At 68.7% G+C, this 26,128-nt stretch carries 27 protein-coding genes and 4 pseudogenes; 14 read left to right on the top strand and 17 right to left on the bottom strand.

What is annotated here, in order from left to right; all coding sequences use genetic code 11:
- Nucleotides 1-147: 147 nt before the first annotated feature.
- The 6 genes and pseudogenes from ACZ8ZB_RS00225 to ACZ8ZB_RS00200 form a co-directional block, all read right to left on the bottom strand.
- Nucleotides 148-435: a TSUP family transporter gene (locus tag ACZ8ZB_RS00225; protein ID WP_470735686.1), complete on the bottom strand. Its 288-nt coding sequence runs from the start codon at nt 433-435 to the stop codon at nt 148-150.
- Nucleotides 429-590, bottom strand: coding sequence for a hypothetical protein (locus ACZ8ZB_RS00220; RefSeq protein WP_470735685.1), 162 nt, complete (start codon nt 588-590; stop codon nt 429-431). Before ACZ8ZB_RS00220 ends, ACZ8ZB_RS00225 begins: the two co-directional genes overlap by 7 nt.
- On the bottom strand, nt 584-925 hold the full coding sequence (locus ACZ8ZB_RS00215; protein WP_470735684.1) for an MBL fold metallo-hydrolase: 342 nt from the start codon (nt 923-925) through the stop codon (nt 584-586). Before ACZ8ZB_RS00215 ends, ACZ8ZB_RS00220 begins: the two co-directional genes overlap by 7 nt.
- A gap of 674 nt (nt 926-1,599) precedes the next feature.
- Nucleotides 1,600-1,803: an alpha/beta fold hydrolase gene (locus tag ACZ8ZB_RS00210; RefSeq protein WP_470735683.1), complete on the bottom strand. Its 204-nt coding sequence runs from the start codon at nt 1,801-1,803 to the stop codon at nt 1,600-1,602.
- A gap of 93 nt (nt 1,804-1,896) precedes the next feature.
- Nucleotides 1,897-4,162 (bottom strand): annotated as a pseudogene (locus ACZ8ZB_RS00205) (heavy metal translocating P-type ATPase).
- A 77-nt stretch (nt 4,163-4,239) separates the two neighbouring features.
- Nucleotides 4,240-4,518 carry a heavy-metal-associated domain-containing protein gene (locus ACZ8ZB_RS00200; RefSeq protein WP_470735682.1) on the bottom strand — a complete coding sequence of 93 codons (279 nt, stop codon included), beginning with the start codon at nt 4,516-4,518 and terminating at the stop codon, nt 4,240-4,242.
- Nucleotides 4,519-4,699: 181 nt separating this feature from the next.
- On the opposite strand from ACZ8ZB_RS00200, the gene ACZ8ZB_RS00195 reads away from it, so the two are divergent.
- Both ACZ8ZB_RS00195 and ACZ8ZB_RS00190 read left to right on the top strand, forming a co-directional pair.
- A complete protein-coding gene (locus ACZ8ZB_RS00195) occupies nt 4,700-4,876 on the top strand; it encodes a hypothetical protein (RefSeq protein ID WP_470735681.1) in 177 nt (58 codons plus the stop codon).
- A gap of 108 nt (nt 4,877-4,984) precedes the next feature.
- Nucleotides 4,985-5,188 carry a hypothetical protein gene (locus tag ACZ8ZB_RS00190; RefSeq protein WP_470735680.1) on the top strand — a complete coding sequence of 68 codons (204 nt, stop codon included), beginning with the start codon at nt 4,985-4,987 and terminating at the stop codon, nt 5,186-5,188.
- Between the two features lie 515 nt (nt 5,189-5,703).
- Here the strand turns inward: ACZ8ZB_RS00190 and ACZ8ZB_RS00185 are convergent.
- Entirely contained in the window at nt 5,704-6,747 is a 1,044-nt protein-coding gene (locus tag ACZ8ZB_RS00185; RefSeq protein ID WP_470735679.1) for an alcohol dehydrogenase catalytic domain-containing protein, read from the bottom strand.
- 538 nt (nt 6,748-7,285) lie between these two features.
- Between ACZ8ZB_RS00185 and ACZ8ZB_RS00180 the strand changes: the two genes are divergently transcribed.
- The 5 genes and pseudogenes from ACZ8ZB_RS00180 (at nt 7,286) to ACZ8ZB_RS00160 (ending at nt 9,594) form a co-directional block, all read left to right on the top strand.
- Nucleotides 7,286-7,561, top strand: a complete 276-nt coding sequence (locus ACZ8ZB_RS00180; RefSeq protein ID WP_470735678.1) for a hypothetical protein — start codon at nt 7,286-7,288, stop codon at nt 7,559-7,561.
- On the top strand, nt 7,521-8,072 hold the full coding sequence (locus ACZ8ZB_RS00175; RefSeq protein WP_470735677.1) for a DUF6879 family protein: 552 nt from the start codon (nt 7,521-7,523) through the stop codon (nt 8,070-8,072). The genes ACZ8ZB_RS00180 and ACZ8ZB_RS00175 overlap by 41 nt, the downstream gene beginning before the upstream one ends.
- 8 nt (nt 8,073-8,080) lie before the next feature.
- Nucleotides 8,081-8,929, top strand: a complete 849-nt coding sequence (locus tag ACZ8ZB_RS00170; RefSeq protein ID WP_470735676.1) for a helix-turn-helix domain-containing protein — start codon at nt 8,081-8,083, stop codon at nt 8,927-8,929.
- 101 nt (nt 8,930-9,030) lie between these two features.
- On the top strand, nt 9,031-9,219 hold the full coding sequence (locus tag ACZ8ZB_RS00165) for a hypothetical protein (RefSeq protein ID WP_470735675.1): 189 nt from the start codon (nt 9,031-9,033) through the stop codon (nt 9,217-9,219).
- Nucleotides 9,216-9,594, top strand: a pseudogene (locus ACZ8ZB_RS00160) (DUF6415 family natural product biosynthesis protein). The gene ACZ8ZB_RS00165 and the pseudogene ACZ8ZB_RS00160 overlap by 4 nt, the downstream one beginning before the upstream one ends.
- Nucleotides 9,595-9,713: 119 nt before the next feature.
- Here ACZ8ZB_RS00160 and ACZ8ZB_RS00155 read toward each other — a convergent pair.
- From ACZ8ZB_RS00155 to ACZ8ZB_RS00145, 3 genes and pseudogenes are all read right to left on the bottom strand, one after another.
- Entirely contained in the window at nt 9,714-10,652 is a 939-nt protein-coding gene (locus tag ACZ8ZB_RS00155; RefSeq protein WP_470741385.1) for an AbiJ-related protein, read from the bottom strand.
- A gap of 453 nt (nt 10,653-11,105) precedes the next feature.
- Nucleotides 11,106-12,472: pseudogene (locus ACZ8ZB_RS00150) on the bottom strand (IS1380 family transposase).
- A 279-nt stretch (nt 12,473-12,751) separates the two neighbouring features.
- Nucleotides 12,752-14,254, bottom strand: a complete 1,503-nt coding sequence (locus ACZ8ZB_RS00145) for an aldehyde dehydrogenase family protein (protein ID WP_470735674.1) — start codon at nt 14,252-14,254, stop codon at nt 12,752-12,754.
- Nucleotides 14,255-14,409: 155 nt separating this feature from the next.
- Between ACZ8ZB_RS00145 and ACZ8ZB_RS00140 the strand changes: the two genes are divergently transcribed.
- Nucleotides 14,410-15,039: a TetR/AcrR family transcriptional regulator gene (locus ACZ8ZB_RS00140; protein WP_470735673.1), complete on the top strand. Its 630-nt coding sequence runs from the start codon at nt 14,410-14,412 to the stop codon at nt 15,037-15,039.
- 319 nt (nt 15,040-15,358) lie between these two features.
- On the opposite strand, the gene ACZ8ZB_RS00135 is transcribed toward ACZ8ZB_RS00140, so the two are convergent.
- The 3 genes from ACZ8ZB_RS00135 to ACZ8ZB_RS00125 form a co-directional block, all read right to left on the bottom strand.
- Nucleotides 15,359-16,078 carry an IS6 family transposase gene (locus tag ACZ8ZB_RS00135; protein ID WP_470735672.1) on the bottom strand — a complete coding sequence of 240 codons (720 nt, stop codon included), beginning with the start codon at nt 16,076-16,078 and terminating at the stop codon, nt 15,359-15,361.
- A gap of 139 nt (nt 16,079-16,217) precedes the next feature.
- Nucleotides 16,218-17,126 (bottom strand): NAD-dependent epimerase/dehydratase family protein, encoded by a 909-nt coding sequence (locus tag ACZ8ZB_RS00130; protein ID WP_470735671.1) that lies wholly within the window; start codon nt 17,124-17,126, stop codon nt 16,218-16,220.
- A gap of 35 nt (nt 17,127-17,161) precedes the next feature.
- A complete protein-coding gene (locus ACZ8ZB_RS00125; protein WP_470735670.1) occupies nt 17,162-17,656 on the bottom strand; it encodes a nuclear transport factor 2-like protein in 495 nt (164 codons plus the stop codon).
- A gap of 499 nt (nt 17,657-18,155) precedes the next feature.
- Here ACZ8ZB_RS00125 and ACZ8ZB_RS00120 point away from each other — a divergent pair, with 499 nt between their 5' ends.
- On the top strand, nt 18,156-19,061 hold the full coding sequence (locus ACZ8ZB_RS00120) for an integrase core domain-containing protein (protein WP_470735669.1): 906 nt from the start codon (nt 18,156-18,158) through the stop codon (nt 19,059-19,061).
- A gap of 176 nt (nt 19,062-19,237) precedes the next feature.
- Here ACZ8ZB_RS00120 and ACZ8ZB_RS00115 read toward each other — a convergent pair whose 3' ends face one another.
- Nucleotides 19,238-19,720 (bottom strand): MarR family winged helix-turn-helix transcriptional regulator, encoded by a 483-nt coding sequence (locus tag ACZ8ZB_RS00115; protein WP_470735668.1) that lies wholly within the window; start codon nt 19,718-19,720, stop codon nt 19,238-19,240.
- 93 nt (nt 19,721-19,813) lie between these two features.
- Here ACZ8ZB_RS00115 and ACZ8ZB_RS00110 point away from each other — a divergent pair, with 93 nt between their 5' ends.
- From ACZ8ZB_RS00110 to ACZ8ZB_RS00095, 4 genes and pseudogenes are all read left to right on the top strand, one after another.
- Nucleotides 19,814-20,422 (top strand): alpha/beta fold hydrolase, encoded by a 609-nt coding sequence (locus ACZ8ZB_RS00110; RefSeq protein WP_470735667.1) that lies wholly within the window; start codon nt 19,814-19,816, stop codon nt 20,420-20,422.
- 36 nt (nt 20,423-20,458) lie between these two features.
- A pseudogene (locus ACZ8ZB_RS00105) lies at nt 20,459-21,513 on the top strand (IS630 family transposase).
- Between the two features lie 52 nt (nt 21,514-21,565).
- Nucleotides 21,566-21,799: an alpha/beta fold hydrolase gene (locus ACZ8ZB_RS00100; RefSeq protein ID WP_470735666.1), complete on the top strand. Its 234-nt coding sequence runs from the start codon at nt 21,566-21,568 to the stop codon at nt 21,797-21,799.
- 278 nt (nt 21,800-22,077) lie between these two features.
- Complete coding sequence (locus ACZ8ZB_RS00095; RefSeq protein ID WP_470735665.1) at nt 22,078-22,905, top strand: HARBI1 family protein; 828 nt, start codon at nt 22,078-22,080, stop codon at nt 22,903-22,905.
- A 66-nt stretch (nt 22,906-22,971) separates the two neighbouring features.
- Here ACZ8ZB_RS00095 and ACZ8ZB_RS00090 read toward each other — a convergent pair whose 3' ends face one another.
- The gene (locus tag ACZ8ZB_RS00090) at nt 22,972-23,784 is read right to left on the bottom strand and encodes an SDR family oxidoreductase (protein WP_470735664.1); all 813 of its coding nucleotides are present in this window, start codon (nt 23,782-23,784) and stop codon (nt 22,972-22,974) included.
- Nucleotides 23,785-23,836: 52 nt separating this feature from the next.
- On the opposite strand from ACZ8ZB_RS00090, the gene ACZ8ZB_RS00085 reads away from it, so the two are divergent.
- Nucleotides 23,837-24,298, top strand: coding sequence for a MarR family winged helix-turn-helix transcriptional regulator (locus ACZ8ZB_RS00085; RefSeq protein ID WP_470735663.1), 462 nt, complete (start codon nt 23,837-23,839; stop codon nt 24,296-24,298).
- A gap of 154 nt (nt 24,299-24,452) precedes the next feature.
- On the opposite strand, the gene ACZ8ZB_RS00080 is transcribed toward ACZ8ZB_RS00085, so the two are convergent.
- Nucleotides 24,453-24,755 carry a hypothetical protein gene (locus ACZ8ZB_RS00080; RefSeq protein ID WP_470735662.1) on the bottom strand — a complete coding sequence of 101 codons (303 nt, stop codon included), beginning with the start codon at nt 24,753-24,755 and terminating at the stop codon, nt 24,453-24,455.
- 59 nt (nt 24,756-24,814) lie between these two features.
- Nucleotides 24,815-25,884, bottom strand: a protein-coding gene (locus ACZ8ZB_RS00075; protein ID WP_470735661.1) for an IS630 family transposase whose coding sequence is annotated in 2 segments (ribosomal slippage) — nt 24,815-25,435 and nt 25,438-25,884 — 1,068 coding nt in all. Because the reading frame shifts where the segments join, the coding sequence is not laid out codon by codon here.
- Nucleotides 25,885-26,128: the final 244 nt, after the last annotated feature.

Here is a 26,128-nt window from a genome sequence, read left to right as displayed (position 1 = left end):
GGGCAGGGGCCTGCCGGATCAAGACGAAGGTGCCCATGGCCAGCACGAACCAGGCGAAAAGCCGGGAGAGGACATGGGCGGGGACGCGCTCGGCCAGCCGGGCCCCGCCGAGGCTGCCGACGACCGCGAAGCTGGTGACAGCCAGGGTCAGGAACCAGTCGATCCGGACGCTCGACAGTAGCCAGCGAAGTCCGCAACCGACTTCATCACGATGACCAGCAGGGAAGTGCCGACAGCCACCGGCATGGGCAGACCGCCCGGCAGGGCCAGGGCGGGGACGACGAGGAAGCCGCCGCCCGCGCCGACCAGACCGGTGGCCAAACCGACGGCCGCGCCGTCCAGCAGGACCCGCCCCACCGGAAGCTGCTGGTGGGCCCGGCCGGCACCAGCGTTCCGGCGGCCGCGGAGCATGGCGGCGGCGGTGACGATCACCATGACAGCTCGGCCGGATCCGCCACAGACGGCGCGGACAGGTCCGGCTTACCGGGCTTGCCGGAGTTGGCCACGCCCATGCGGGAGTAGTAGGCCGGGTAGGTGTCCAGGCCCGCCAGGAGCTGCTCGACGTACGCCTCCTCGTCGGCGGTCAGCACGGTGTTGGTCCGCTTCTCCTGGCCGAGGCGCTGGCCAAGCCGGTGGCCTGGGTCGCGGAGCAGAACGAGCCGAACCCGTGGGTGGGGTAGACGGCCGCCTCGTTCGGCAGCTCCTCGGCCAGCCGGTGCACCGAGTGCCACTGGGCCCGAGCCAGGGCGTCGGTGTAGTCCGGTTCCAGCAGGTCGGGACGCCTGGTGGTGCGGTACAGCAGGGAGCCGCCGGTGAACACCGCGACCTGCTCCCCGCCGACCTCCAGCGCGAAGGCAACCGCTGGCGTGACCTCCGCAACGTCCCAGCCGCCCGGCTGGACCCGAGTCGCGCCGACGTGCAGCACAGTTCGGGGTGGTCCCGGCGGCCTCGCCATCGATCCCGCGGCCTTGTCGGGAGGTCGAGGCGGAGCGCGGCCGGGGCGCGGCTCGGCATCCGCCGGGCGCCGCCTCGGAGCACCACCATTCCCCTCATGGGTGGCACCCGTGACGGCCTGGGCGCGGTGCGAGTGACGTCTTCGCAACCCGTGGGTGTATACCCTCACCGGTATGCCCTGTCGAGGCTCCCGCATGCGGTATCGCCTTATGGAGCCCTCACGATGACAGCGTCTTTTTCGCACCACGGAGCGGGTTCTGTGCTGCGTCGCGTTGCGTTCTGGTATTGGTCGCCGTGCTGATCTCGTCCCTGTACGCGGCCGGGCAGTCCGCGGCGGAATCTGGCCTTCAGGCCTCGGTGACCTCGAAACGAGGTCATAGACGTCCTGTTGGGGGATCGCCGCGTCGGCGCCGAGCCAGCACAGTAGTGGCCGGAGCGTATGGGTCGTCGCATGTTGGGTGTTCGCGCTCCGGTGCTGTTGGTCACGCCACCGGCTGAAGAACTTCTTCATCGCCTGTCGCGACGGCGGGATCCGCAGACCGAAGTCGCCGCGGTGACGCGGGCAGTTGAACGGGTCGATCGGCGACTCCACCGTCGCGTCGAACCGGCGCATGATCTCGCCGACATAGCGCTGTTCCAAGAAACTCAGCGGCCGTAGCCGCGGATGTCCGGCAGGACGGTGAAGCAGGCGGCGAGATGGCGGGCCAGAGGCGGCAGGCTGTAGCGATCCGGGCCACCGCCGTGCAGCAAGACCAGCCCCGGCCCTTGCCCCGGGGTCGTGCCGTGCAGCCGGCAGCCGTCGCTGCTGCGGTGGACGAAGTCGCGCATGCGGCCTCCCTCGTGTGCCATGAACGGTGCCCTCCCCGGAGACGGGAGGAGTAACAGAAAAACGGGGGGCGGGCCTGTTGGCCCGCCCTCCGTCCGTGCGGCGGGGTCGAGGTGTCAGTCGGCGGCCTTGAAGCCGCGCAGGCGCAGGCTGTTGCCGACGACGAAGACCGAGGAGAACGCCATCGCGGCTCCTGCGATCATCGGGTTGAGGAGTCCGGTGGCGGCGAGCGGCAGGGCGGCGACGTTGTAGGCGAAGGCCCAGAACAGGTTGGACTTGATGGTGCCGAGCGTCCTTCGGGCGAGGCGGATGGCGTCGGCGGCGGCGCGCAGGTCGCCGCGGACCAGGGTGAGGTCGCCGGCCTCGATGGCGGCGTCGGTGCCGGTGCCCATGGCCAGTCCGAGGTCGGCCTGGGCGAGGGCTGCGGCGTCGTTGACGCCGTCGCCGACCATCGCCACGCTGCGGCCCTCGTCCTGGAGGCGCTTGACGACGTCGACCTTGTCCTCAGGCATGACCTCAGCGATCACCTCGTCGATGCCGACCTCCGCGGCCACCGCCTCGGCGACGGCCTTGTTGTCCCCGGTCAGCAGGATGGGGGGTGAGGCCGAGGGCGCGCAGCCGGGTGATGGCTTCGGCGCTGGTGTCCTTGACCGCGTCGGCGACCTCGAGGACCGCCCTGGCCTCGCCGTCCCAGGCGACCGCGATCGCGGTGCGGCCCGCCGCCTCGGCCTCGGTCCTGGCGCGCGCCAGGCCGGCGGGCAGGCCCATGGCCCACTCGGCGAGCAGCTTGGTCCGGCCCACCAGGACCGCGTGGCCCTCGACGACGCCCTGGACGCCCAGCCCGGGCACGTTGGCGAAGTCCTCCGGCACGGGCAGTGTGCCGACCCGTTCTGCGGCGCCTGCGGCGACGGCTTGGGCGATGGGGTGTTCGGAGGCGTGCTCCAGGGCTCCCGCCAGGCGCAGCACCTCGTCCTCGTCGGTGCCCTCGGCGGTGTGGACGGCGAGCAGGGTCATGCGGCCGGTGGTCACCGTGCCGGTCTTGTCCAGGACGATGGTGTCGACCTTGCGGGTGGACTCCAGGACCTCGGGGCCCTTGATGAGGATGCCGAGCTGGGCGCCGCGTCCGGTGCCGACCATCAGCGCGGTGGGGGTGGCGAGCCCGAGGGCGCAGGGGCAGGCGATGATCAGGACGGCAACGGCGGCGGTGAACGCGGCTGTCAGTCCGGCGCCGTTGCCGAGCCAGAAGCCGAGGGTGCCCAGCGCCAGGGCGATGACGACGGGGACGAAGACGCCGGAGATCCTGTCGGCGAGCCGCTGGGCGGCGGCCTTGCCGTTCTGCGCGTCCTCCACCAGCCTGGCCATCCGGGCGAGCTGGGTGTCGGCACCCACCCGGGTGGCCTTGACGACCAGGCGGCCGCCGGCGTTCACGGTCGCTCCCGTGACCGCATCCCCGGCGCCGACCTCGACGGGCACGGACTCGCCGGTGAGCATCGAGGCGTCGACGGCGGAGGTGCCCTCGACGACCGTGCCGTCGGTGGCGATCTTCTCGCCCGGCCGAACCAGGAACAGGTCCCCGACCTTCAGGTCGCCGACCGGGATCTGTTCCTCCCGGTCGCCGCGCAGGGCGGTGACGTCTTTCGCGCCCAGCTGCAGCAGGGCCCGCAGGGCAGCGCCGGCCTTGCGCTTGGAGCGGGCCTCGAAGTAGCGGCCGGCCAGGATGAAGGCGGTGACGCCGGCGGCGGCCTCGAGGTAGATGTTGCCCGCCCCGTCCGTGCGGGCGATGGTCAGCTCGAAGGGGTGGGTCATGCCGGGGGTGCCGGCGGTGCCGAGGAACAGCGCCCACAGTGACCACAGGAATGCCGCCGACGTGCCGACCGAGATCAGCGTGTCCATGGTGGCCGCGCCGTGCCGGGCGTTGGTGAACGCGGCCTTATGGAAGGGCCAGGCGGCATAGGTGACGACCGGGGCGGCCAGGGTGAGCGAGAGCCACTGCCAGTACTCGAACTGCAGCGCCGGCACCATCGCCATCGCGATCACCGGGACGGCGAGCACCACGGCCGTGACCAGCCGCTGCCTGAGTGGAAGCAGTTCATCGCCTTCCGTCTCCCGCTCCGGCCCGACGTCCCCGGAATCGGCCATACCGGGCTCCGGCTCCGGCTTGCGGGCGGTGTAGCCGGTAGCTTCCACCGTGGCGATCAGGTCCGCGACGTCGAGGTCCTGGCGGAAGGTGACCTTGGCCTTCTCGGTGGCGTAGTTGACGGTGGCCTCGACTCCGTCCATCCGGTTCAGTTTCTTCTCGATCCGGGCGGCGCACGAGGCGCAGGTCATGCCGCCGATCGCGAGTTCGACCTCGGCTGTGTCGGGGACCGTGGTAGCCACCATTGCTCCTCGGACTGGGTGGGTGGAAGAGGGAAGAAAGGACCGGGCCCGCCCGCGGGCCCGGCAGACGGGCGAAGCTTTCAGGCCGCGCGGCCGGTGAGCTCGTAGCCGGCGTCGTCGACGACCTTCGCCAGCAGCGCCTCGTCCGGTTCGCCGGAGCTGGTGACGGCGACCTGTCCGGTCTCCAGGTCGACGTCGACGGCCAGGACGCCGTCCAAGGCGCCTATCTCCTTGGTGAGCGTGGCCTTGCAGTGCCCGCACGTCATCCCGGAGACGTTGTAGACGGTGGTGGTGCCCTCGGCAGCCTCAGCCGCGGCGGTGTTGGTGGAGCAGCTGCCGTCAGGGGTGCAGCAGGACATGGTTCCTCCCGGAGGATGCGATCATTGGAGTACCCCAGGGGGGTACCGCTGACGTCGTCAGGTATACCCCCTCCCCGTATGTTTAGCAAACTACTCCGGATCTCTTATGTATACCCCCAGGGAGTATATGGTCAGGGTGTTCGCCGGGGAAGGCGGTTACACCGCAGAGAAAGGGCCCGCCATGAACACTGGCGCAAAGATCACTGCTTTCACCGCCGCCATCGCGGCGACCTTCGCGGCCGCCTACGGGATCGGCGCGGCCATCGGACCCCTCACCTCCGACCCGGAGCCGGCAGCCCACGCCGAGCACAGCAGGCTGGCATCCCCCGACCACAGCGCCGGCGGACACAGCGTGTAGGACTCGTAAAGTCGTCGCTGCCGGTGGGGGCTCGCGTGCAAGTTCTCTCAACGGTGGCTGGAATGCCGAACCAGTGATCATCCCATTGCTGTACCGGGCCACCCGGCGTTGCTGTCTGTGCCTGCGGTCCTGCTGCGTCGAGACACGGCCAAGGACGCCGAACTTCTGGTGTCACGGCACGAGAACGCGGTGCTGCGACGGCAACTCGCCGGCTCGGTCCGCTACGAGCTGGCGGACCGGTTCTGGCTGGTCGCGCTGTTGTCGCTGATACCGCGCCGGCGCTGGAGCCATATCCTCCCGGTCGCGCCGTGAACGCTGCCGACCCGGCACCGCAGGCTGATCGCCAGGAAATGGGACCACGCCGGCCGACGCCGCACGGGCCGCCCTCCTACGGCCGCCACGCTCAAGAAGCTGGTTCTGCGCCTGGCAAGGGAGAACCCGCGGTGTGAAGTTCCCCCCTCTGAGGTGGACAGCCTGATAGTGGGACGACAGGTCCCGGAGGAAGGCGGAGCGACCAGGCATCACCCGGCTGGACGTTCCCGCAACAGGCGTGCCATGACGCTGGAAGCGAGTGCGAACGCCGTCACGCCGGTGCCGGCCTGGGCGGGGACGACATGCAGGACGGCCCGACCTGGAACATTTTCCGCCGACACACGATCACAGAAGCCTGACCCACGCCATCACTTCCGCAACAGCGGCACCCAACGTCGGCCACAGGCCAGACGACCGCCTCGCCTTTCTGCTGCCAGGCCAAATCTGCTCCTGAGGCCGCCTCCGACCAAGAGGCCAGCATCGCCGCTCACGAAGAGGGCCGGCGGGCCGACCTGTCACGGAATGATCGTGATCTTGCCTACATGCGTACCGTCCCGAAACACCTCCTGAGCGGCGTGGATGTCACTCAGGGGGAAACTGGCCGCGATGCGGGGGCGCACGCTTCCGGCGCGGGCCAGCTCGGCCAGGGCCGCGAAGTGGGCGCGGGTGTGCATGGAGGAGCCGATGAGGCGGAGATTGTGCAGGTAGAGGCGCCGCAGGTCGAAGGTGATGACGGGGCCCGCGACGGCACCGGCGACGACCCAGCGCCCGTTCTCCCGCAGGGCAGGCAGGAGCCGCTCGAGCCACGGTCCTCCCGCCACGTCCGCGACGGCGTCCAGGCCCCCGGGCGCCACCGCGGCCAGCCGACGTTCCAGCTCGGCCAGGTCCGCGTCTCTGGGCAGCGTCGCCGCCGCGCCGGCCTCCTCCAGCGCGGCGGCCTTGGACCCACTGGTCAGCGCCACCACCCGCGCCCCGCAAGCCGCCACGAGCTGCACCAGGGCCAAGCCCACCCCGCCGGACGCTCCGGTGACGAGCACCGTCTCACCGCTGCGGATCTCCGCACGCTCCAGCATGCCCATCGCCGTGCCGTAGGCGACCGGAAGGGCGGCCAGCTCCTGATCGGAGAGCGGGGAGACGCTCATGTCGTGCAGGCGGTCGGCGTCCACCACGACGTACTCGGCGAAACCGCCGTCCCTCTCACTGCCCAGCAGACCGACGGGCGGAGCGTCCTCACGGCCGTCGGCGTAGAAGGCGGGATCGACCAGCACTCGGCGGCCCACCCACTTCGCCGGTACACCGGCACCGACCTCACTGACGGTCCCCGCGATGTCGCCACCCTGGACCAGCGGGAACTCCAGCGGCCCACGCCATCCCGCCTTCGCCTCCGGATTCCCGGGCAGCCCGTACGCCCCTTCGCGCGTCCACACATCCGTGTTGTTCACCGCCGCCGCGGACACCCGGACCAGCACCTGGCCCGGGCCGGGCTCGGGCAGCGGCCAGTCGGTCCGCAGCCCCAATGCTTCCAGGCCCCCATGGCCGTAGAGGACAGCGGCGCTCATGACACGTTTCACCACAGCTTGACCATCCCTCACAGTGTCTGGCTGAGGCGGCTACCCACCTCGTCTACACCGACGCCTTCCTCTGCGCATCCCGCCCTCCCGGACCGCTCCAGAAACAGCGGACCCGCTCCTGCCGACCCGCCGGTGCGGAAAGCGCAGGTATACGGCCGGATTCCGCTCTTCACCGTGTCCCGCGTACTGGGCGACACCACCTGCCGGGCGATGGCCGGGACATGAACTGAGGGGGACTGTGCTCCCTGGACTGGACGGTCTCCGAGCGGTGGGCCGATCAGCACAGGCAACTGCCTGTGGGGCAGATGAAGGACCCTGCCTTCATCCAGCGGTACCGGCCCGTCGCGGAGCTCTGTACATGGCGCTGGACGCCCGCCCCGCCGGCAGGAACTGACCGCGAGGGCTGGCTCGCTCCGCGACCCGCGGGCCGGCCCTCCGATGTGCACGGTCCTCTTGACCGGCCTTCCGTGCTGCGGGACGGTCGTGGCGCGCAACTATGCGCAACCATGTCGCAGGGGAGAGTGTCATGACGTTACGGTTCGTCGGGATCGACCCGAACACCGGAGGCGAGGGATCGCCCATGGTGTGGGTGGAAGAGGAGAGCGCGGACCTGGTCCTCCAGGACGAGGAAGCCGATGAACTTCTCAAGGCCCAGGTCGGCTCCACCGAGTGGGTGGCCGGCCACAGGGCCGGGATTCCCTCGCATGAGCGGGTGATCCGGATTCCGGCCCACATGGTGTCGATCGTGAGGGAGGCATGCGATGCGGCGGAACGAGCTGCTGGACAGCGCGACGTTCGCTGACCTCCTCGCTGACACCCACCGCACAGCGGTCCATCTGGAGATGCGCGACGTCTACGCGGTGGGCGACGAACGGGACGACTTCGAGTCCTTCCTGCGCACCGGCGTTCCGAACCTCGATCCGGCCCGCTCGTTCTGGCCGCAGTGGATGCCGCTCGTTCAGGACGCGGTGGCCCGCGGTGTGGTGATGCGCCGGGCGCGGATTGTCTCCGAGCCGGTCACCGACTACATCCGCTACGAGCATGCCATCACTCCGCTCAACCTCCAGGCCGGCGAGGACGTGCGCTGGCTGCCCCGCCGCCGCGCCTCCGACATCGCGCTGCCCGGCAACGACTTCTGGCTCCTGGACGGCCGCGTCGTGCAGTTCCACCACTTCACCGGCACCGGTGACTGGGCGAGTGACGGCAAGGAACGCACCACCGATCCGGCCGCCGTCGCGCTGTGTTCCGCCGCGTTCGAGGCGGTGTGGGAGCGTGGCATCCCGCACGAGAAGTACACCGTCCAGGCTCCCTGAGCAGACCTGTGCCCGCCTCCCCATCGTCCAGCGCCCAAGCGGCCCGCGAGGCGCTCGCCGTGCGCCTCACGCACCTGCGCAAGGACGCGGGCCTCACCGGGAAGGAACTCTCCGCCCGGTGCGGCTGGCACCCTGCGAAGACCACCCGTATTCAGAAGGGCGACGCCCCGCCCTCGGACGCCGACATCCGTATCTGGTGTTCGGCGTGCGGCGCCGACGACCAGGCCGACGACCTCATCGCCACCGCCCGCGCCGTCGACTCCATGTACCTGGAGTGGCGCCGCCTGCACCGCACCGGCATGCGCAAGGTCCAGCAGGACTTCAACACCCTGCACGAGCGGACCCGCGTCTGCCGGGTCTACGTCTCCAACGTGCCGCCGGGCTTCTTCCAGACGCCGGCCTTCGCGACCGCCCTCATGGAGCAGATCACCGCCTTCCAGGGCACTCCCAACGACGTCGCCGACGCGGTCGCCGCCCGCATCGCCCGCTCCCGCTTCCTTTACGAGGGCGGCCACCGCTACGTCGTCCTCATGGAGGAGTCCGTCCTGCGCTACCGCACCGCTGGCCCCGACGCGATGCGCGGGCAGTTGCGTCACCTCCTGGCGGTGATGCCGCTGGCGTCGGTCTCGCTGGGGATCATCCCGTTCACCGCGCAGCGCACCGTCTGGCCGCTGGAGGCGTTCTACCTCCACGATGACACCACGGCCGTGGTGGAGACCCTGACGGCGGAAATCAAGGTGACGCAGCCACGCGAGCTCGCCGACTACGCCAAGGCGTTCACCGGCCTCGCTCAGATGGCCGTGTACGGCGACGCCGCCCGCGCCCTCATCCATGCCGCGATCGACGCCCTGGAGTGAACTTCCGCAATTTCCCGCAATCTCGTTGAGGACGAAGCGGACCCCTCCCTAGCGTCGAACGAGACCGACGCGACGCACTCAGCACACGGAGGCGGTGCCCCATGAGCGCACCCACACCCACCGGCCCCGAGCCGGAAGAGCACGGTCTCCAGGCGCCCGCATTCGGCCGGCCCTCCCCGGCACTGATGGCCCGCGCCGGCCGCGGCTACGCCCGCTTCCTCGCCAGCCAGGCCCCGGCCGCCGACACCGGCGATCACGACCAGGACGACGCGGCGGCGGGCGCCCGATGAGCGACACCCACGCCGTGCTCCACGACCCCGACAGCCTGATCGAGGCCGAACTCCCCCTGGACCGCGCCCCGCACGAGGCACTCACCACCGCCGTCCTCGCGTGGAAGGACCCGGACCTCGCACCCCGCGACTACGAGCAGATCGCCCTCCAGCTCACCGGGCACGCCCGCGCGGTCGCCGCCGACGTCCGGCGTCTCGCCGCCGCCCTGCCCAAGAGCGACGGCCGCGGCGCCCTCGCCGAAGTCGTCCTCCGCGAAGCCGACGGACGCCTGTCCGCCCCACTCAAGGGCACCTCCCGCACAGCGGGGGAAGCTCATACGGGCCCTCTACACGCGGCTGGACCGCCTCACCGAACCTCTCCCAGCCACCCCGTAACCCATAGGGAAGCAACTTTGGAGACGACGCCGCCAATTCCGGACTGCGGAAGCCCCGGGCTGCCCAATGCGCCAGGGAGGATCGTAGGCGGCGGGCAGCCTGAGTGTGTGGAACCGCATCTACTGCGGAGCAGCGCGATGCGTGCCGAGCAGCCTGGCAAAGAAGTCCGCGACGATCGGACGAGCGGTCTCAAGATCCTTTAGTTCTTCATGGCCGAAGCGGTAGACGTGGTAGCCGAGGAACTTTAGGTCGCGGTCCGCGGCCATTGTGGCGGCGTACCTGCGAGGGCTGGGCGTTCTTCCTCGGTTGTCGGTGTAGTGCTGTGATCCGTCGACTTCGATGACGATGCGCTGCCGTCCGGGAAGGAGCATGAGGAAGTCCATGCGTATGCTGTGCTGGGCACGGCCGCGGCGTTGGCTGATGGTCTGGTGATCCCAGTGGAGCCACACTTCGGGCAGCAGAGCGGACCGGTCGCCCAGGCCGTGCCCGTAGAGGTCGTAGTACAGGTTCCCGAGGTTGTCTTGTCCAGTCGCCTCTCCGGGCACGCTGGCGCTCATGCGCTGCAGCAGGGCCTGCTTGGCCAGGACGGCGTCGTTGATGCCGCGTTTGGCTTGCCACCAGTCCATGAGATCGCGCCAGCGCAACCCCTCATTGCCTACGACATGGTCGTAGACCAGAACGTCATCGTCGCGTTCCGCCTGGTCCAGCACCTCCAAGTCGCCATCCAGAACGCTGCTGATGCGGATATCCGGCTTCCTTCGGGTCGCAAAGACCACCTGCCGTGGCCGACGGGAACCCGCCTGACCTGCCGCCACCAGCTCGAACAGCGGATATCCCTCTTCCTCGCCCACTTCTTCGAGCTGCGCTCCGATAAGCCGCAGGTGCTCGTTGGCCATAGCCACAAAGCGCCGTTGGGCCGGCTCGTCGGGAAGAGTGGTGGGCGATGCCAGCCCCTCAAGGAACCGGCCGAAACGGTAGTGCGGTGCGGTGAAGCAACCGAGCTCGTCGAAGAGGCGCTCCGCGTCCCAATCTTGGAATCTGATCACATGGCGAGCTATCTCCGCTGCAAGGATGCGATCGGGCCCGTCCAGCCTCCCTCAGGCCCGTGATCGTCCAGGACCCACAGGGAGGCGAGCAGACTCAGGAAGGAGTCGGGATGGCGCGCATGATCCTCCAGAGAGTATGCGGCCGCTAGCTCCCGTCGGGTACGACCGGGTATTACCGCGCACGCAGCGTTCTGCTACAAGATGTCCTGCAGGCGATTCCGCTGGCTCGCACTGAGGGACTGAGTCGCCAGGACGGTTCGTCCCACTGACGGTAACTCCTCGTCGCACAGGGCCTGCAGACTAACCTCGATCTTTCGTGACGGTCTGCCGACGGAGTTGGCAGACCGCTTCGCGTTCTGTGTCTGATGTTGGGCAGGGCAAGTGCCCGTCTGTCGCGTCGGGTGTGCGCCGGGTTCCACGGCTCCGGTCGGGTTGGTGCTGTTCGCAGGGACGGGAAAGGTGCTGTCAGCCGGGGTTCGAAAGAGCGTGGAGCCGGTCCAGGGCGTCGGTGATGATGTCGGTCCAGGGCCAGTGCTCGGCAAGGCGGAGGTAGCGGCGGCGGCCGGTGGTGACGAGTTGAGCGGCGGTGGAGAACAGCCGCAGCCGCAGGCGGCGGGGCTCCCAGAGCCGGGCTTTGCCGGTCAGCGCGAGCATCGGCATCCAGGCGAGCAGGTCCAGGGCGATCTCCCGCCAGACCCGATTCTGCGCGGTGTGGTGGAGGGGGAGGTTGCGCAGGCCGGTGGCGCGGGCGGCGCGGATGCGGTCCTCGGCCCGGGCCCGCTGCCGATGGCGCAGTTCCAGGGCTGCGATCGCCTCGCCGGCGGTGTTGGTGGCGAAGCAGGTCAACCGCATGCCGTCGGCGTCGGTGAAACGCAACTGGGCACCGGGGTGCGGCCGCTCCTTCCGCACGATCAGCCGCATCCCTTCCGGCCAGCCGTCCAGCACGTCGCCGGCGAGTTCGGCGACCCAGGCGCCGTCACGGACGTCACCACGGGGTTCGACGGCCGGCGTCCAGGCCGATGCCGGGACCTTGAGCGCGGCCTGGTGGACGACATCGGTGATGGTCATGCCGACCGAGTACGACAGCCACCGTCCGCGCTGGGCGAGCCAGGCGACGAAGGCGTGGGTGCCGCCGCCGGAGTCGGTGCGAATCAGCGTCTGCCGTCCCCGCCGGTACCGTTTTGGCAGTTGGGCCAGCGCCAGCCGGGTGGCCTCGATGTGGTCCACGGCGGTGTTGGAGCCCGCGTTGCCGGGCCGCAGCAGGCCCGCGACCGGCTCGCCGGACCCGCCGTGGCCGTGGTCGACGAAGCCCATCAGCGGATGGTGCCCGAACGTCTTCTTCCAGGTCGCCGCCGCATCCTGCTTTTCGGAATGGGCGAGGACGAGGACACCGTCCAGGTCCACGACCACCTGGCCGTCGGCATCCGGCGCCGTGTCACCGGCCAGCGTCCAGACCCGTTCACGCACGTCGGCCCGGGCGGCGCGAATGGCGGTCAGGGCCCGCTGTCCGCCAGCGGCGAGGGTGTCGATGAGCCGGGAGACGGTGGGGTCGGAAGCGACCGGCCCGAACACGGCTGGCTCGGCCCGCAGCATGCCCACATCGGCCAGGCAGTCCCCGCCCAGTGCCACCACGAGCGCCACATCCAGCAGCACCTTGCCCGAATCATGCACCGCCCGGGCCTTGCGCCACGGCCTCAGGGCCGCGGATATCGCCTGGTCCAGGCCGGTTCTGCGGACCGTCTCCAGCAGCAGTACGGTCCCGGCCTGGGAGACCACGACCGGCCGCCGCCCTCGACGCGGACAGGCGGGTAGGACCCGATACGCTTCTTCACCTGGGAAGTGCATCCGGCGGTGGCGGGAACAAGGACCTCAACAATCCTCATTCTCGCTGGTCAGAGGCGCTTTCCGCTTTTCTGATCACCAGCCGGACAGTCCACTTCGTGAAGGCGCGAGGCTAGACAAGCCCTGTCGCCCCAGTTCAGAGGCACTCTCCGTTTGGTTGATCAAGACCCGGACAAGCCCACGCGGGACCATCTGACCGTCCGAAACGGCCGCGCATGCCAGTGTCGCGCTCGAGGACGGCCAGGCCGCTCAGGCGTGAGGTGGCGTGGTCACAGCGCGATGCGGACGGTCTTGACCTGGGTGTAGGTGTCGAGTCCTTCCAGGCCGCCTTCGCGGCCCAGGCCGGACTGCTTGTAACCGCCGAAGGGGAGGTTGCCGGTGCTCATCTCGGCCCAGGTGTTGATCCAGACGGTGCCGGCCTCGATGGCTGCGGCCATGCGGTGTGCGGTGGTGAGGTCGGTGGTCCACACGGAGGCGGCCAGTCCGTAGTCGGTGTCGTTGGCCTGGGCGATGGCGTCATCGATGTCGGTGAAGGTGGTGATCACGCCGACGGGACCGAAGATCTCCTCGCGGACGACGCGCATGTCGGGGCGGACGTCGTCGAGGAGGGTGGGGGCGAAGAAGTATCCGTGGTCCCCGACGCGCCCGCCGCCGGTCACCACATTCGCGCCCTCCTCGCGGGCGATGTCGAGGTAGGAGCTGACGCGGTCGAACTGCGCCTTGGTGGAGAGCGGTCCCACCAGCGTGCCCTGGGCCAGCGGGTCTCCCGGGGTGAATGCCTCCATCGTCTTCAGCAACTTCTCGACGAACTCCTCGCGGATGCTCTCCTCGACGAACACCCGTGATGCGGCGACGCAGACCTGTCCCGCGTTACCCAGGAAGCCGGCCGCCACGCCGCGGACCGCGACGTCAAGGTCGGCGTCGGCGAAGACGACGGACGGCGACTTGCCGCCCAGTTCGAGCGTTATGCGCTTGAGCGTGTCGGTGGCCTGGCGCTGGACCAGCTTGCCGGTCGCGGTCGATCCGGTGAAGGCGATCTTCGCGACACCGGGGTGCGCGACCAGCGCCTGGCCCGCCTCGGCGCCCAGGCCGGTGACGACGTTCACGACACCGGCCGGCAGGTCGGTGCCGGCCAGCAGCTCGGCCAGGCGCAGCGTGCTCAGCGAGGCGGTCTCGGCCGGCTTGAGCACGACGGTGTTACCGGCGGCCAGGGCCGGGGCGAGCTTGCCGGGCAGTTGGCCCATCGGACCGTTCCAGCCCCAGATGATGCCGACGACACCGAGGGGCTCCTTGCGGGTGTAGGCCATGCGGTCCTTGCCTGCGGGAACACTCACGCCGGACAGCTTGGTAGGCCAGCCCGCGTAGTAGCGGAAGACCTCACTGGCCTCGGCCAGCATGTGTGCGGTCAGCATGCGGGGTGCGCCCATGTTGACCGAGTCGATGGTGGCCAGTTCGTCGGCGTGCTCCTCGATGACGTCGGCGATCTGGTTCAGGATCCGGCCGCGCCGGTCGGGGCTCATTTCCGTCCAGGCGGGATCGGTGAACGCCGCGCGCGCGGCGTTCACCGCGGCGTCGATGTCGGCTGCCTCGCCGCGCGGCACACCGGCCAGCGCCTCCTCGGTGGCCGGGTCGGTGTGCGGCAGCGTTCGTCCGGAGACTGCGGCGACCTGTCGGCCTCCGATCCACATCATCCGCTCCCCGGCCCGTACGAACGCGGGGATGTCACGGCGGGCGGTGTCGGCGACGGGCGGGACGCTCACGGTTGCAGTCATGGTTGTTCCTCTCCTGGTGTCCTGATCAGCAGATCCGTCCTAAACGGATTGCCTGTCCATTTAACGTAGTGGACAGGCTATCCGTTTACAAGAGGAAGTGAGAAGGCTATCCGGTACGCTTGGGTTCCGGACGCAAGAGGAAGGAAGCATCCGCCGTGAGCGCTGAGCCCGCCCCTGCCCGACGCGCTGACGCCGAGCGCAACCGGTCGAAGATCATCGCGGTCGCCCGCGAGGCATTCGCCGAACCCGGTGCCGCACCGTCGATGGCCGAGATCGCCCGACGTGCCGGCGTCGGCATGGCCACGCTCTACCGCAACTTCCCCGGCAGACTCGAACTGGTCGAGGAACTCTTCCGTCACACCGTCGACGACATGTGCCAGGCCGCTGAATCCGTCAGTGGCGACACGCCTGGCGAGGCCTTCTTCGCCTGGCTCATGCGTTTCCACGCCCTCGGCACCCGCAAAGGACCTCTCGCCTCCGTCCTCCTCTCCGAATCCGCCAATGGCACCCCCATCCTCCGCGCCAGCCGCTCCCGCACGATCGCGGCCGGCGAACCCCTTTTCCGCGCCGCGCAACGCAGCGGAGAAGTACGCGACGACGTCTCTCTCGGACAGATCCTCGACGGCCTCGTCGCGCTCGCCGGCATCGACAACGGCCCGGACTTCCCCGGCGCCCTGATCCGCATCCTGCTCGACGGTCTGCATCCGAATCCGCACACCACGGGCGGATCGCCGACTGCCGGTGAAGGCACGGACATCCCCACGACCACAAGAAGGAGCGAGTGATCGGCGTCCGTCTCCCCGTAAGACCCCGCGCCTACCTGCGCCGCCGCAGGATCCGCTGCACCATTCCGGACAAGGCCGACCAAGCGCTGCCGTCGGAAGCTCGGGCGTCGAGGCATGGGCCCGGGATCCCTGACAGCCCGCACCCGCGACCAGCGCTTTCACAACGGGTGGAGGGGCATGCCCGACTGCGCTTCCACACCTGGGGAGTGCTTCCTTCCTGACAGCGGACAGAACCCAGGCAAGGGCATTGTCACGTTGTTGGACGTGTGGTGGTTTTATGGTGTGTCGCGGCATGTGGGCCCGCGACCTGGGACTGTGGTCAGGTTGTGGTGGGCTGGTCGACAGTGCCGGTGATCTGGTCCCAGATCGCGAAGCGGATGACCATCTCGGCTCGGTAGTCGTGCGCGGTCGTCAGGTGGCGGCGGGGGAGGAAGTGGGGCGAGATGCCGCTGAACGCGGACAGGAATCGTTGGGCTCCGCCGACGGAGCGGAAGCCTTTCATCGCGCGTTCGCGCTGCCTCGTTGGCTGGTGGCTGTTCTCCGCCCGGTTGTTGAGGTACTTCGACTGCCGGTGCTCGACGCAGGGCATGACCTCGCGGTGGGCCGCGCCGTAGGAGCGGAGCTTGTCGGTGACGATCACCCGCGGCACCGTGTGAGTCCTCTTCATCAGGCGGCGGAAGAAGCGCCTGGCCGCGGCCTTGTCCCGGCGGTCCTGCACCAGGATGTCCAGCACATTGCCGTCCTGGTCGACAGCCCGCCACAGGTACTTCCGTTCCCCGCTGATCTTGAGGAAGACCTCGTCCAGGTGCCATGTGCCACCAGGCCGGGGCTGCCGGCGGCGCAGCGCGCTCGCGTACTGCTGACCGAACTTGGCGCACCAGCGGCGCACCGTCTCGTAGGAGCCGGCGATCCCGCGCTCGAGCATGAGCTCCTCGATCTCGCGGAACGACAGCGGGAAGCGGTGGTACAGCCACACGCAGTGGGGGATGACCTCGACCGGATACCGGTGGCCCTTGTACGACGGCGACACGGCCCCCACGGACGACCCTTCCCAGGCTGATCAACCAGGAGATCATCCTCACCGATCAGCCAACGTGACAACGCCGGTCAAAGCCCTGACAGCGAGCCCCCGGCCCCATCCTTGACCGCGCCGCCACACCACCGACGCGCCGACCGCCTCACGGCAGGGGCATTTCCTGCTCGATCCAGTGCGTGATCGAGGGGCGCGAGGGGCGCCAGCCGAGGTCGTGAGCCCGGGTGGCACGTACGCGGCTGTTGGCGCCGAGGGCGTACCGGGAGAAACCCTCCCCCCACGCGGCCGCGGCGGAATCCAGGTCCCACGGCTCCACCGGTCCCAGGCCCAGCCGACGGGCGATCGCCTCCCCGATTTCGGCGAACGAGGCGTCCTCGCCGCCCTCCACGAAGTAGAAGCCCGTGGCCGCGGGGTCGGTGAGCGCCAGGTGATACAGGTCGGCCATGTCATCGAGGTGCACCGTCGACCAGCGGTTCAGGCCGCGTCCGACGACGCGGACGGTCTTGCCGGCCTGGGCCTGTGTGACCAGCGGCGGGATCAGCACGGTCTGCGGGCGCGGTCCCGTGCCGTTGCCGTAGATCAGTGAGTTGCACAGCACCACCGAACGCACTCCCGCCGCAGCGGCATCGACGACGGAGCGGTCGATGGCGTACCGGGCCCGCCGGATCTCGTGGTCCCCCGGGCCGAAGGGCTTCGCGTCGTCGAAGACCACCTCGGATGCGTACCGGCCCTGGGCGTCGTCACCGATGACGCTGGTCCCGCTGGTGTGGATCAACACCTTGCCCGAACCCCGCAGGGCGTCGACAAAGGCGGCCACAGCGCCGCGGTGGTCACTGTGAGCGGCATTGACGACCGCGTCGGCGCGGTCGGCCTCCCGTTTGAGCAGCGCCGCGTCGTCGAGGTCCCCGACGACCGGTGTGATGCCGGCGGCGGCGAGAGCACCGACCACGCCGGGCGTGCGCGTCAAGCCGCGCACCGTGTGCCCCTCGCGGATCAGACGGCGGGCCACGGCTCCGCCGATATAGCCGCCGGCACCTGTGAGAAAGACGTCCATGATGACTCCTGACGATGATTGGGGTGGTGGGGGTGTCAGTTGCGGAAACGGCCTGCGGCGCGCAGGGCTTCATCCAGCGGCAGGCGCTGCTGCTGGTCGCCGAACTCGCAGATGCGAGTGATGCGCCCCTCGTGGACCGTCACCTGGAGGCAGCGTGAAATGCGCACCGGGGTGCCGTTCTCCAGTTCGCCCGAAGCGGTGGCGGCCAGAGCGAAGCCGTGGTGGTCGACGTGGAGGGACCAGATGCGGTCAACGTGGTTTCTCACGAGGTCGGCGGTCGCACGGAGCATCCGCAGCATCGCACCCGCGAACTTCTCGCCGGGAAGTGACACGGTCTCGTGATCGAAGCTGTGCCAGACCTCCACGGTCTCGGCGAAGAGCAGACCGAACTCGGGGTCGACCCGCGTCAGGCCGTACGTCCCGGTGAACCGACTGGCGACCTGGCGCACAGCGGCCAAGCAGGCGGACGGCTCGGAGTCCTGCTCGTCGGGCCGGCCCGCAGCGGCTGCGGCTATGTCACTGCTGATCATCGATTGCCCTCTCGTGCCTGCCCCTATGCGGTCAGGGGCGCTCGAGAACCAGCGTCCGCGCAACCGTGCCGATTCGCGAAGGCGCCTTGCTGCTATGGCAAAAATTGCCGATCGGGTGGTCTCAGGTGGCGCGGCGGCACATGTCCCTGGGCCGAACATCGAGCCCCTGACCTGCCCATACCCGACGGTCTATTCCCACAAGGCCAGAGGAAGCACACTCGACACCGCCCTCAACGTGGCTCTCCTGGGCTCGCCCGCCCACTGCCACGACCGCACCTGCCGCCTCCCGTGACCTGCGCCACTCAAACTACGATGGCACGCGCTCAAATTTCGATGGCACAGGACACTCGTCCACCCTGTGCCGCTCGAGAAGTCATCGGCGCAGGTGGGAGTGATGCAGTTCGGTCCTGGGATCATGTCCGCGTGATCGTGTCTCTGCTGTGCAGGGTGGCCCGGAGACTGTTGTCCGTCCCGTCGGTGCTGCTGCGCCGTGACACCCGTGAATAACGCCGAGTTGCTCATGCCGCGGCATGAGAACGCAGTCCTGCGCCAGCAGATTGCCGGCCCGGTCCGCTACGAACCAGCCGACCGGTTCTGGTTCGCTGCCCTCTTTGGGCTGATACCCCGGCGACGCTGGCACGAGGTCTTCCCGGTCACCCCGGGCACCTTGCTCGCCTGGCACCGCAGGTTCGTCGCTGCCCAGTGGGATGACACCGCACGCCGACGCACCGGACGCCCGCCAACCCGAGGGGCGGTCAAGACGCTTGTTCTACGGCCGGCCCAGGAGAACCCGCGGTGGGGGCACAGGCGGGTCCAGGGGGAGTTGGCCCGGCTCGGGCATCGGGTCGCTGCCTCGAGGGTCCGGGAGATCCTCGACGCCGCGCTCGGCACGAGGCCGTACGCACTGGTGTTCCTCGAGCACGGCACGAGGCGCCTGCACATCACCAAAGTCACCGCCCGGCCCACCCGGGAGTGGGGCGTGCAACAGGCGCGGAATCTAGCCGCCGGCCTGGGCATGCGCAGGGAGTCTGTGCGGTTCCTGCTGCGTGAGCGCGCTGGCGAGTACGGTGCGGCGTTCGACACGGTCTTCGGGGCCGGGGAGCTGGAGGTGGTCTTGAGTGCCCCGCGGGTTCCTCGGATGAACGCTCACTGCGAGAGGATCATTGGCAGCATCCGGCGCGAGATGCCCGGCCACGTCCTGATCGTGAACGAGGCCCATGCCCGCCAGGTCCTGGCCGCCTACCGATGGCACTACAACGCCCACCGACCGCACCAGGCCCGACAGCAACTACCGCCTGATGACGAGGAACGGCCCGATGCCCCAGTGCACGACCTCAACGCCCGTCGAGTGCTGCGGACCCAGATCCTCGGCGGCGTGATCAGCGAGTACCGCTCTATCGCTTGACCGGCAACGATGACTTTTCGAGCGGCACAGCCTCCAGGGCGAAGGTGCCCTCGCACGGCTTGCCGACCTCCGGACCGGGCAGCCGCGGTGACCGGAACGACGATGCGTTCGGCGACGTCGACGAGCAGCTCGGACATTCGCAGTTCGGCGTCGGCAAAATCACGGGCGGCGCGTCGTCAGGCCGCCTCACCGAGATCCCCGCCGAGTCGTGCGAGGCCCTCCGCGTCCGCCGGCCGGTTCTTGGTGAGCTGGGCCAAGTGCGCTTCGAGGGCGTCGAGCTGCTCGGCTCCGATCTGCGCCGCCCAGCGGTCGCGCACCTCGGTGAAGAGCGTCGCGCCGAGGGTCATCATGTCGTGGCCGCGGGCCGTGACGCGAAGTCGCTTGACGCGTGCGTCGCTCGGGTCGGTCTCCCGCTCGACGTATCCGAGTCGCTCGAGGGCGGCGATCGTCTTGGCGGCGGCCTGCTTGGACACCGACAACCGGCGGCCGAGCTCCGTGGCCGTGTCCGCTCCCTCCCCGATGGCGCGCAGGGCGAACTCGTGGGATGCGCGCACGCCTTCGTGTCCGCGGCTCGCCAGCTCGCCGACTACCTCGTCCACCATCGACTGGAAGCCGCCGAGCAGCAGCAGCGCAAGCTCGGCGCCTGGTGACCGTGTCATGAGACGCATGGTACGAGAATCCCGCCAGAGTCGACAACCCGGTTGCCTATCCATAGGCTGGCAACCAAGTTGTCGATCAAGCGGAGGAAACCAATGGCCCCCACGACCCCCGGCGCCACCCTTCCGGCCCTCGAACACCACCGCGCCGGCCTCAACGGCACGGAGCTCCACTACGTCTCGGCGGGAACCGCCGGATCCCCCGTCATGCTGGTCCACGGCTTCCCGGAGACCTGGTGGGTCTTCCACAAGCTGATCCCCCTGCTCAGCGCGCACCACCGCGTGTTCGCTCCCGACCTGCGCGGTTTCGGCGACTCCGCCACCGCCACCGAAGAGCACGACAGCGCGACCGCGGCCCGGGACCTGAGCGAACTGATCGCCCTGCTCGACCTCGGCCCCGTTCACCTGACGGGCCAGGACATCAGCGGTCCCACCACATTCCGTGTCGCGGCCGCACACCCCGACCTGGTGCGCAGCTATACGGCGATCGAGACCGGCCTGCCCGGGTTCGGCCTGGAAATGCTCGCGGACGTCACCCACGGCGGCGCCTGGCACATCGGCGCCCTCGCCGCCCCCGGCATCCCGGAGATGCTGCTCGCCGGACGAGAGCGCGCATTCCTCTCCGAATACGCCCTGCCCTCCCTCAGCGCCACCCCTGACGCGTTCACCGACCAGGACATCGACGAGCTCACCCGCTCCTATTGATCCGAAACGGTTTGGGTTCTGGGTCGTTGGTGGTGTGTGAGCGATCTGGTGGGGGACGCGCGGCATCTGTCGCCGTCGGCGCAGGAGGCCCTGCGGCTGCGGGCGGTGGCCGCGTTGGTGGCGGGGCGGGACCGTGAGGACGTGGCGGCGGTCTTCGGGGTGTCGCTGAAGGCGGTCGACAAGTGGTGGGCGAAGTGGCAGGCCGGCGGCCGGGAGGCGCTGGTCATGCGGCCGCGGGGCAAGCCGGTCGGGGTGCACCAGGTCCTCGGCGAGACCGAGCAGGAAGCGGTGCGGCAGGCGGTCCCCGATCACCGCCCCTGTGACGTGGGGCTGAGCGGGCAGCTGTGGACGCGGCGGCTGGTGGGCGAGCTGATCGTGAAGCTATACCGGGTGCGGCTGACCGAACCGGGGGTGGGCAAGTACCTGAGGCGGTGGGGGCTGTCCTTCCAGCGCCCGGGCAAACGGGCCGTCGAGCAGGACCCGGAGTCCGTGCGCCGCTGGCACCAGGAGACCTGGCCGAAAATCCGCGCGAAGGCCGAAGGCGGTGAGATCCTCTTCGCCGACCAGGTCGGCATCCGATCCGACCAGGTCACCGGCCGCACCTGGGGCGAGAAGGGCAGGACGCCCGTGGTGCGGCGGAGCGGGAACCGGTTCTCGGTGAACGCGATGTCGGCGATCAGCACCAAGGCCGGATGCACTTCATGGTCTTCACCGAGTCCTTCACCGCCGAGGTGATGTGCCGCTTCCTGGACCGGCTGGCCGGTCACTTCGACCACAAGGTCCATCTCGTGGTCGACGGGCACTCCGCGCACCGCTCGAAGAAGGTCCGGGACTGGCTCGCTGCCCACCCCGAGGCTGTCGAGCTGCACTTTCTGCCCCCGTACTCGCCCGAGCTGAACCCCGACGAGCTGGTCAACGCCGACCTCAAACACAGCCTGCCCAAGCAGCACCGAGCTCGGGACCAGGCCGAACTCGCCGCAGAGACTCGCCGCTTCTTCCGCAGACGCCAACGCCAGCCACACATCGTCCGCGGCTACTTCGGCGGCCCACACGTCCGCTACGTCCTGGACGAGAACCCCATGAGTTTCTGATCAATACACGCGACCCGACGCGTTCAAGGGTGCGGCCGGGCTCTACCGGTCGATGCTCCGCGAAGGCGAGGAAATCCGAGAACTGGCCTCCAAACAGCTCACCATGCCCGTGCTCGCCATCGGCGGCGGATCGGGAGACTTCACGCCGGCGACGCTACGCCAGGTCGCCAAGGACGTAAGTTCCGCATCGCTCGACGGCATCGGCCACTACGCGGCGATGGAAGCACCCGAACGGCTCACGAACGCCCTCCTCGCTTTCTACCGGAAAATCGACAACCCGGAATGACCCCCGGACCCAGCCCCTGAGCACGGAACAGCGCGCCCGCGGAGGCGGAGCGCCCTTCATCGTGTGAGCAACGCGGTCACACGGTGAAGTTCAGGCGGGCGGCGCCGATTCGACAGCGCCGCGAGACCGTTGGGTCCTTCTCGGGAACATGATGGTCGCGGTGCGTGACCGTGGGCGGTCGCTGGGGCCCAGAGTGGTGACCTGGCGTCGGATGCACGTGAAGCCCCTGGCCGGAACGGATCTGCGAAGATCAAGTTCCGTAAGGCCAAAGGCTTCACGTGCCCTCCGGTGTCACCTGCACCGCCGTCCTCGACGTCGGCAGGACCACCGCCGAGTTCCTCGCCCGGCTCCTCCAACAGCACCGCGGGCGGCTCGGCACCCGCAACAACACCCGCCCCCTGGGCCCTTTCAAGCAGGCGGTGCTCATCCTGCGCTGGTTTGTCGACGGAACCCGCGTCACTCAACTCGCCCGCGACAACGGCGTCTCCACACCGACCTCCTACCGCTACCTCCACGAAGGGCTGACCGTGCTCGCTGACCACGCGCCCGACCTGGCCACCGCCCTGGAGCGAGCCGTCGTGGCTGGCTACACCCACCTCAACCTCGACGGCACCGCGATCCGCACCGACCGCGTTGCCGCCCCCGGCCCCAACGGCACCGACCTGTGGTGGTCCGGCAGACACAAGCACCACGGCGGGAACGTACAGGTCATCTCCGCCCCGGACGGCTGGCCGATCTGGATCTCTCCGGTCCGCCCGGGCCGCGAGCACGACACCACCTGCGCCCGCGCCCACGGCCTGGTCGATGCCCTGAACCGGCTCGCCGCCACCCTGGGCATCCCCACCCTGACCGACCTCGGCTACGAGAACACCGGAGGCAACTTCCGGCACCCGGTCAAGAAGCCCAGGGGCAGTGAACTCGCCGAGCATGGAAAGGCGTTCAACGCCGTGATCCGAAGCGTCCACGCCGTCGCCGAACGCGCCAACGCCCTGCTGAAGGTCACCTCCAAGGCCCTACGCCGGGTCAGCCTCGAACCCGCGGCCATCACCCGGATCGCCCGCGCCGCCCTCGTCCTGCTCCAGCTCGAACACGGCCGCACCACCTGAACGAAAATCACAACGCGTCACGAAGCGTTACCGAGAAGAATTTAGTGGCCAGGTATGTCTCGCATGTCAGTTTTTGAGCGTGCCGCCGAACTTCTCCGGGAGCAAGTCGGCCTGCGCGGCACCACTCTTGAGCAGACCAATGATGGCATCGGCGACGTCCTTGGGTGAGTGTGGCACCAACCCGCTGGCGGTTTCCATCCGACGTGCCCCTTCGACGTCACCGCGGACCGTTCCGACGAACTCGGTCTCGGTGATCGAGGGGAACATCATTGACACGGTGATGCCTTCGCCTGCGAGCTCCGCGCGGGCGATGGCCGTGAGCTTTTGCAGGGCGGCCTTGGAAGCGGAGTACGCGCCGGACCCGGGCAGCGTGGACCAGACAATGCCAGAGCCCACGTTTACGATGGCTCCGGCTGCCTGCTTACGCATATGCGGAAGGACCGCCTGCGTCATCATCAAGGGTGCGACGAGATTGAGCTCGAGGATACTTCGGAAGTCGTCGAGATCGATAGCGTCGATGCCGGCCTGGAGCCCTTGACCTGCGCTGTTCACGAGGGCGTCGATTTGTCCAAACTTCTGGACCGTTGCCTGCACGGCTTTCTGGACTTGCGTCCGGTCGGTCACGTCGCAGGGAACAGCTATGGCTACGGACTGGCCAAGTTCCAGGGCAAGCCGCCGGATGTGCTCCTCGCGGCGGGCGATGAGCGCTACCCGCGCGCCGGCCTCAGAAGCGGCCCGTGCAGTAGCAGCTCCGATGCCCGATGACGCTCCAGTCACGAGCACTACGGATCCGTTGATGTCCATGGGAAGTATCCTCATGTGCGAGTAGGGAATGGCTGCATGCAGCGCGGTCGCGATCTGCAGCCGAGCGACCGCCATCCCTTGTATCCTATCAGGTGATAGCTGTTACTTGATAGGAGACCCTCGCGTCATGAGAGATGATGTCCACGCATCGAGCTTGCATGAGCTGGCCGACCTGATCTTCGCTGTGAGTCGGCAGCTGCGACCCCCGACTGACCCTGCCTTCGAGCCGTGCACGCCGATTGAGATCAGTGTCATGCGGTTCATCAATCGCAACCCTGGCGCCTCTGCCCGGGCGGCGGCGGAAGCAGCGCTACTTCCATCGAGCAACTTCAGTCGTGTACTGCGCGGCTTGGAGAAGCGAGGCCTTGTGAACCGCGTCATAGACGACCGCAACGCTCGAGGTGTGCGCCTGTACCCCACCGAGAAGGCCAACCAGAATCTCCAGTTCCTACGCGACCATTGGGACCGAACTCTTCGCGGCATCGTCGATGACCCCGCTACGATCAAGATCGTCAACGCCACGCTGCGGCGAATCGAGGACGAACTCGTAGCTCGGCACAGCAAAGACGGCTCCCAACCCGCTTTCTGACTGGGCGTTTGGTCCTGTACCGTCGCATCTTTTTCAGGCATGGCTGGCCTTATGGTCCAAAGCCTCCGGCCCGGCTGGCCCTACTTGTTCGTCACTACTGAACTTGAACTCGTGATGTCGGCTCAAGGGCTTGCTGTGCCGCAGGACGGCTGCTCTACGATCCCGTGCTTGCCAACCGTGAGGCGATGATCGCCACGAAGTGCTGCAAGACGGCGAACGGCAGTGTCTGCGTCTCGTCGAAGAAGACCTCTGCCGGCTTCTCCTCCTCGGGGGCGTAGGCAACCACTGTCACGGCTGCCGGTCCGGGAGCTGGTGAAGCAGGCATGGCAGGGGCTCTGCCCGGAACCATGCGGGCCTCGCTGAGCTCGAAATGGGTGGTCCGGCCCTCACCCGCACCAGTCTCGGTGGTGAGAGCGCAGTACGGATCACCGTCGTAGTCCCAGGTCAGCAAAGACATGGCGGTGATGCTGCCACACCTGCCGCCGCCAGCGACGGGCATAAAGACCACCGCATCCGTCAGCGGGCCGGATCGAAGCTCAGGCCGGTGCCGGCGAGGCAACCGTCGACCAGCTGCGGGCGGTACTGGATCTGCTTGAGTCGGTGTTTCACCGCCCGGGTGATCTGGCCGAGGTCGGCGGCGGCGAGGTTACCGATGTCGCGCTTGACCAGCGACCAGATGCCTTCCTGCGGATTCAGATCGGGAGCGTAGGCCGGCAGCTGGAACACAGTCAGCCACTCGGCGTTTGCGTCGATGAACTCCTTCATGCCTGCGGTCAGGTGGAGGCGGACGTTGTCCCAGACCAGCACGATTGGGCCGCCGAGCTGGATGCGGGCGCGGACGACCAGGTCGCGGAAGTCCCGCCAACCGAAGCCCTTCGGCTCATCCTTGCGGCCCTGGTACTCGCGGATCGCGTAAATGAGCCGGGACCGCTGACCCGGCTTGTAGCAGGCCATGCCTGCCATCGACACCCGTCCCGAGCCCCGCCTCCTGACCCGAACGACGGGCGTCCGGCCGATCCGGCCCCAGGTCCTGGCGCGCGGCGGAGTCATCGACTGGCCGGCTTCGTCCTCGAAAACGATCCAGGCCCCGCGCTCCGCCGCGATGCTCTTACCCGCGGCCAGGTCTCCTTCTTCCACACCTCGACCGCTGAGTCGTCCCGTTCAATTGCCCGCCGGGCGGGCTGCTGCCAGCTCCAGCCGTGCCGCTTCATCAGCCGCCAGGTGCCCTCAACCGTGTAGGAAACGTGGAACAGCCGGCTGATCAGCGTCTTGATCCGCGCGAGCGTCCACCGTTGGTCTGCCCAGCCATGGGCCAGCGGACCACGCTCCAACTCACTTTCCAGCCGCGCGATTTGTGCATCATTGAGCCGGGACCGCCCCGGGGAGCCCTTTGACAGGACCCCGGCCTCCCCAAGTTCGCGCCATGCCCGGCGCCACCGCTCCACTGACCGCTCGCTCACCCGCAGCGCGTCAGCAACCTCCGCGTTCTTCTGTCCCACCTGAAAACGCTCCACGGCCTGCTGCCGTACCCGTTCCCTTGCGGCCCTCCCCGCGTCGGTCAGACCACCGCCTTGCGCATATCTCACACCCCAGGGCTACCGGTACTGACGGCCGGCTGTCAGGCGAACAGCACCGACATCACCCAATCAAGTTCAGTACTCTGGAGTCGGGGCGGACCTCGCGGCGTCAGATTCTGGATGCCAGGAGGCTGGGGCCGGCCGACGACGTCGCCGAGGTCTCTGAGGCCCAGGTCCGCCATGTGCCGACGACGCCAAACTGGCCGTCCTCGCCGTGGAGCCGTACCGACACACTGCGGAGCACGTTCGAGCC

Source organism: Streptomyces sp. 12E (assembly GCF_055633275.1).
This window is presented reverse-complemented; position numbering and strand designations above follow the sequence as displayed.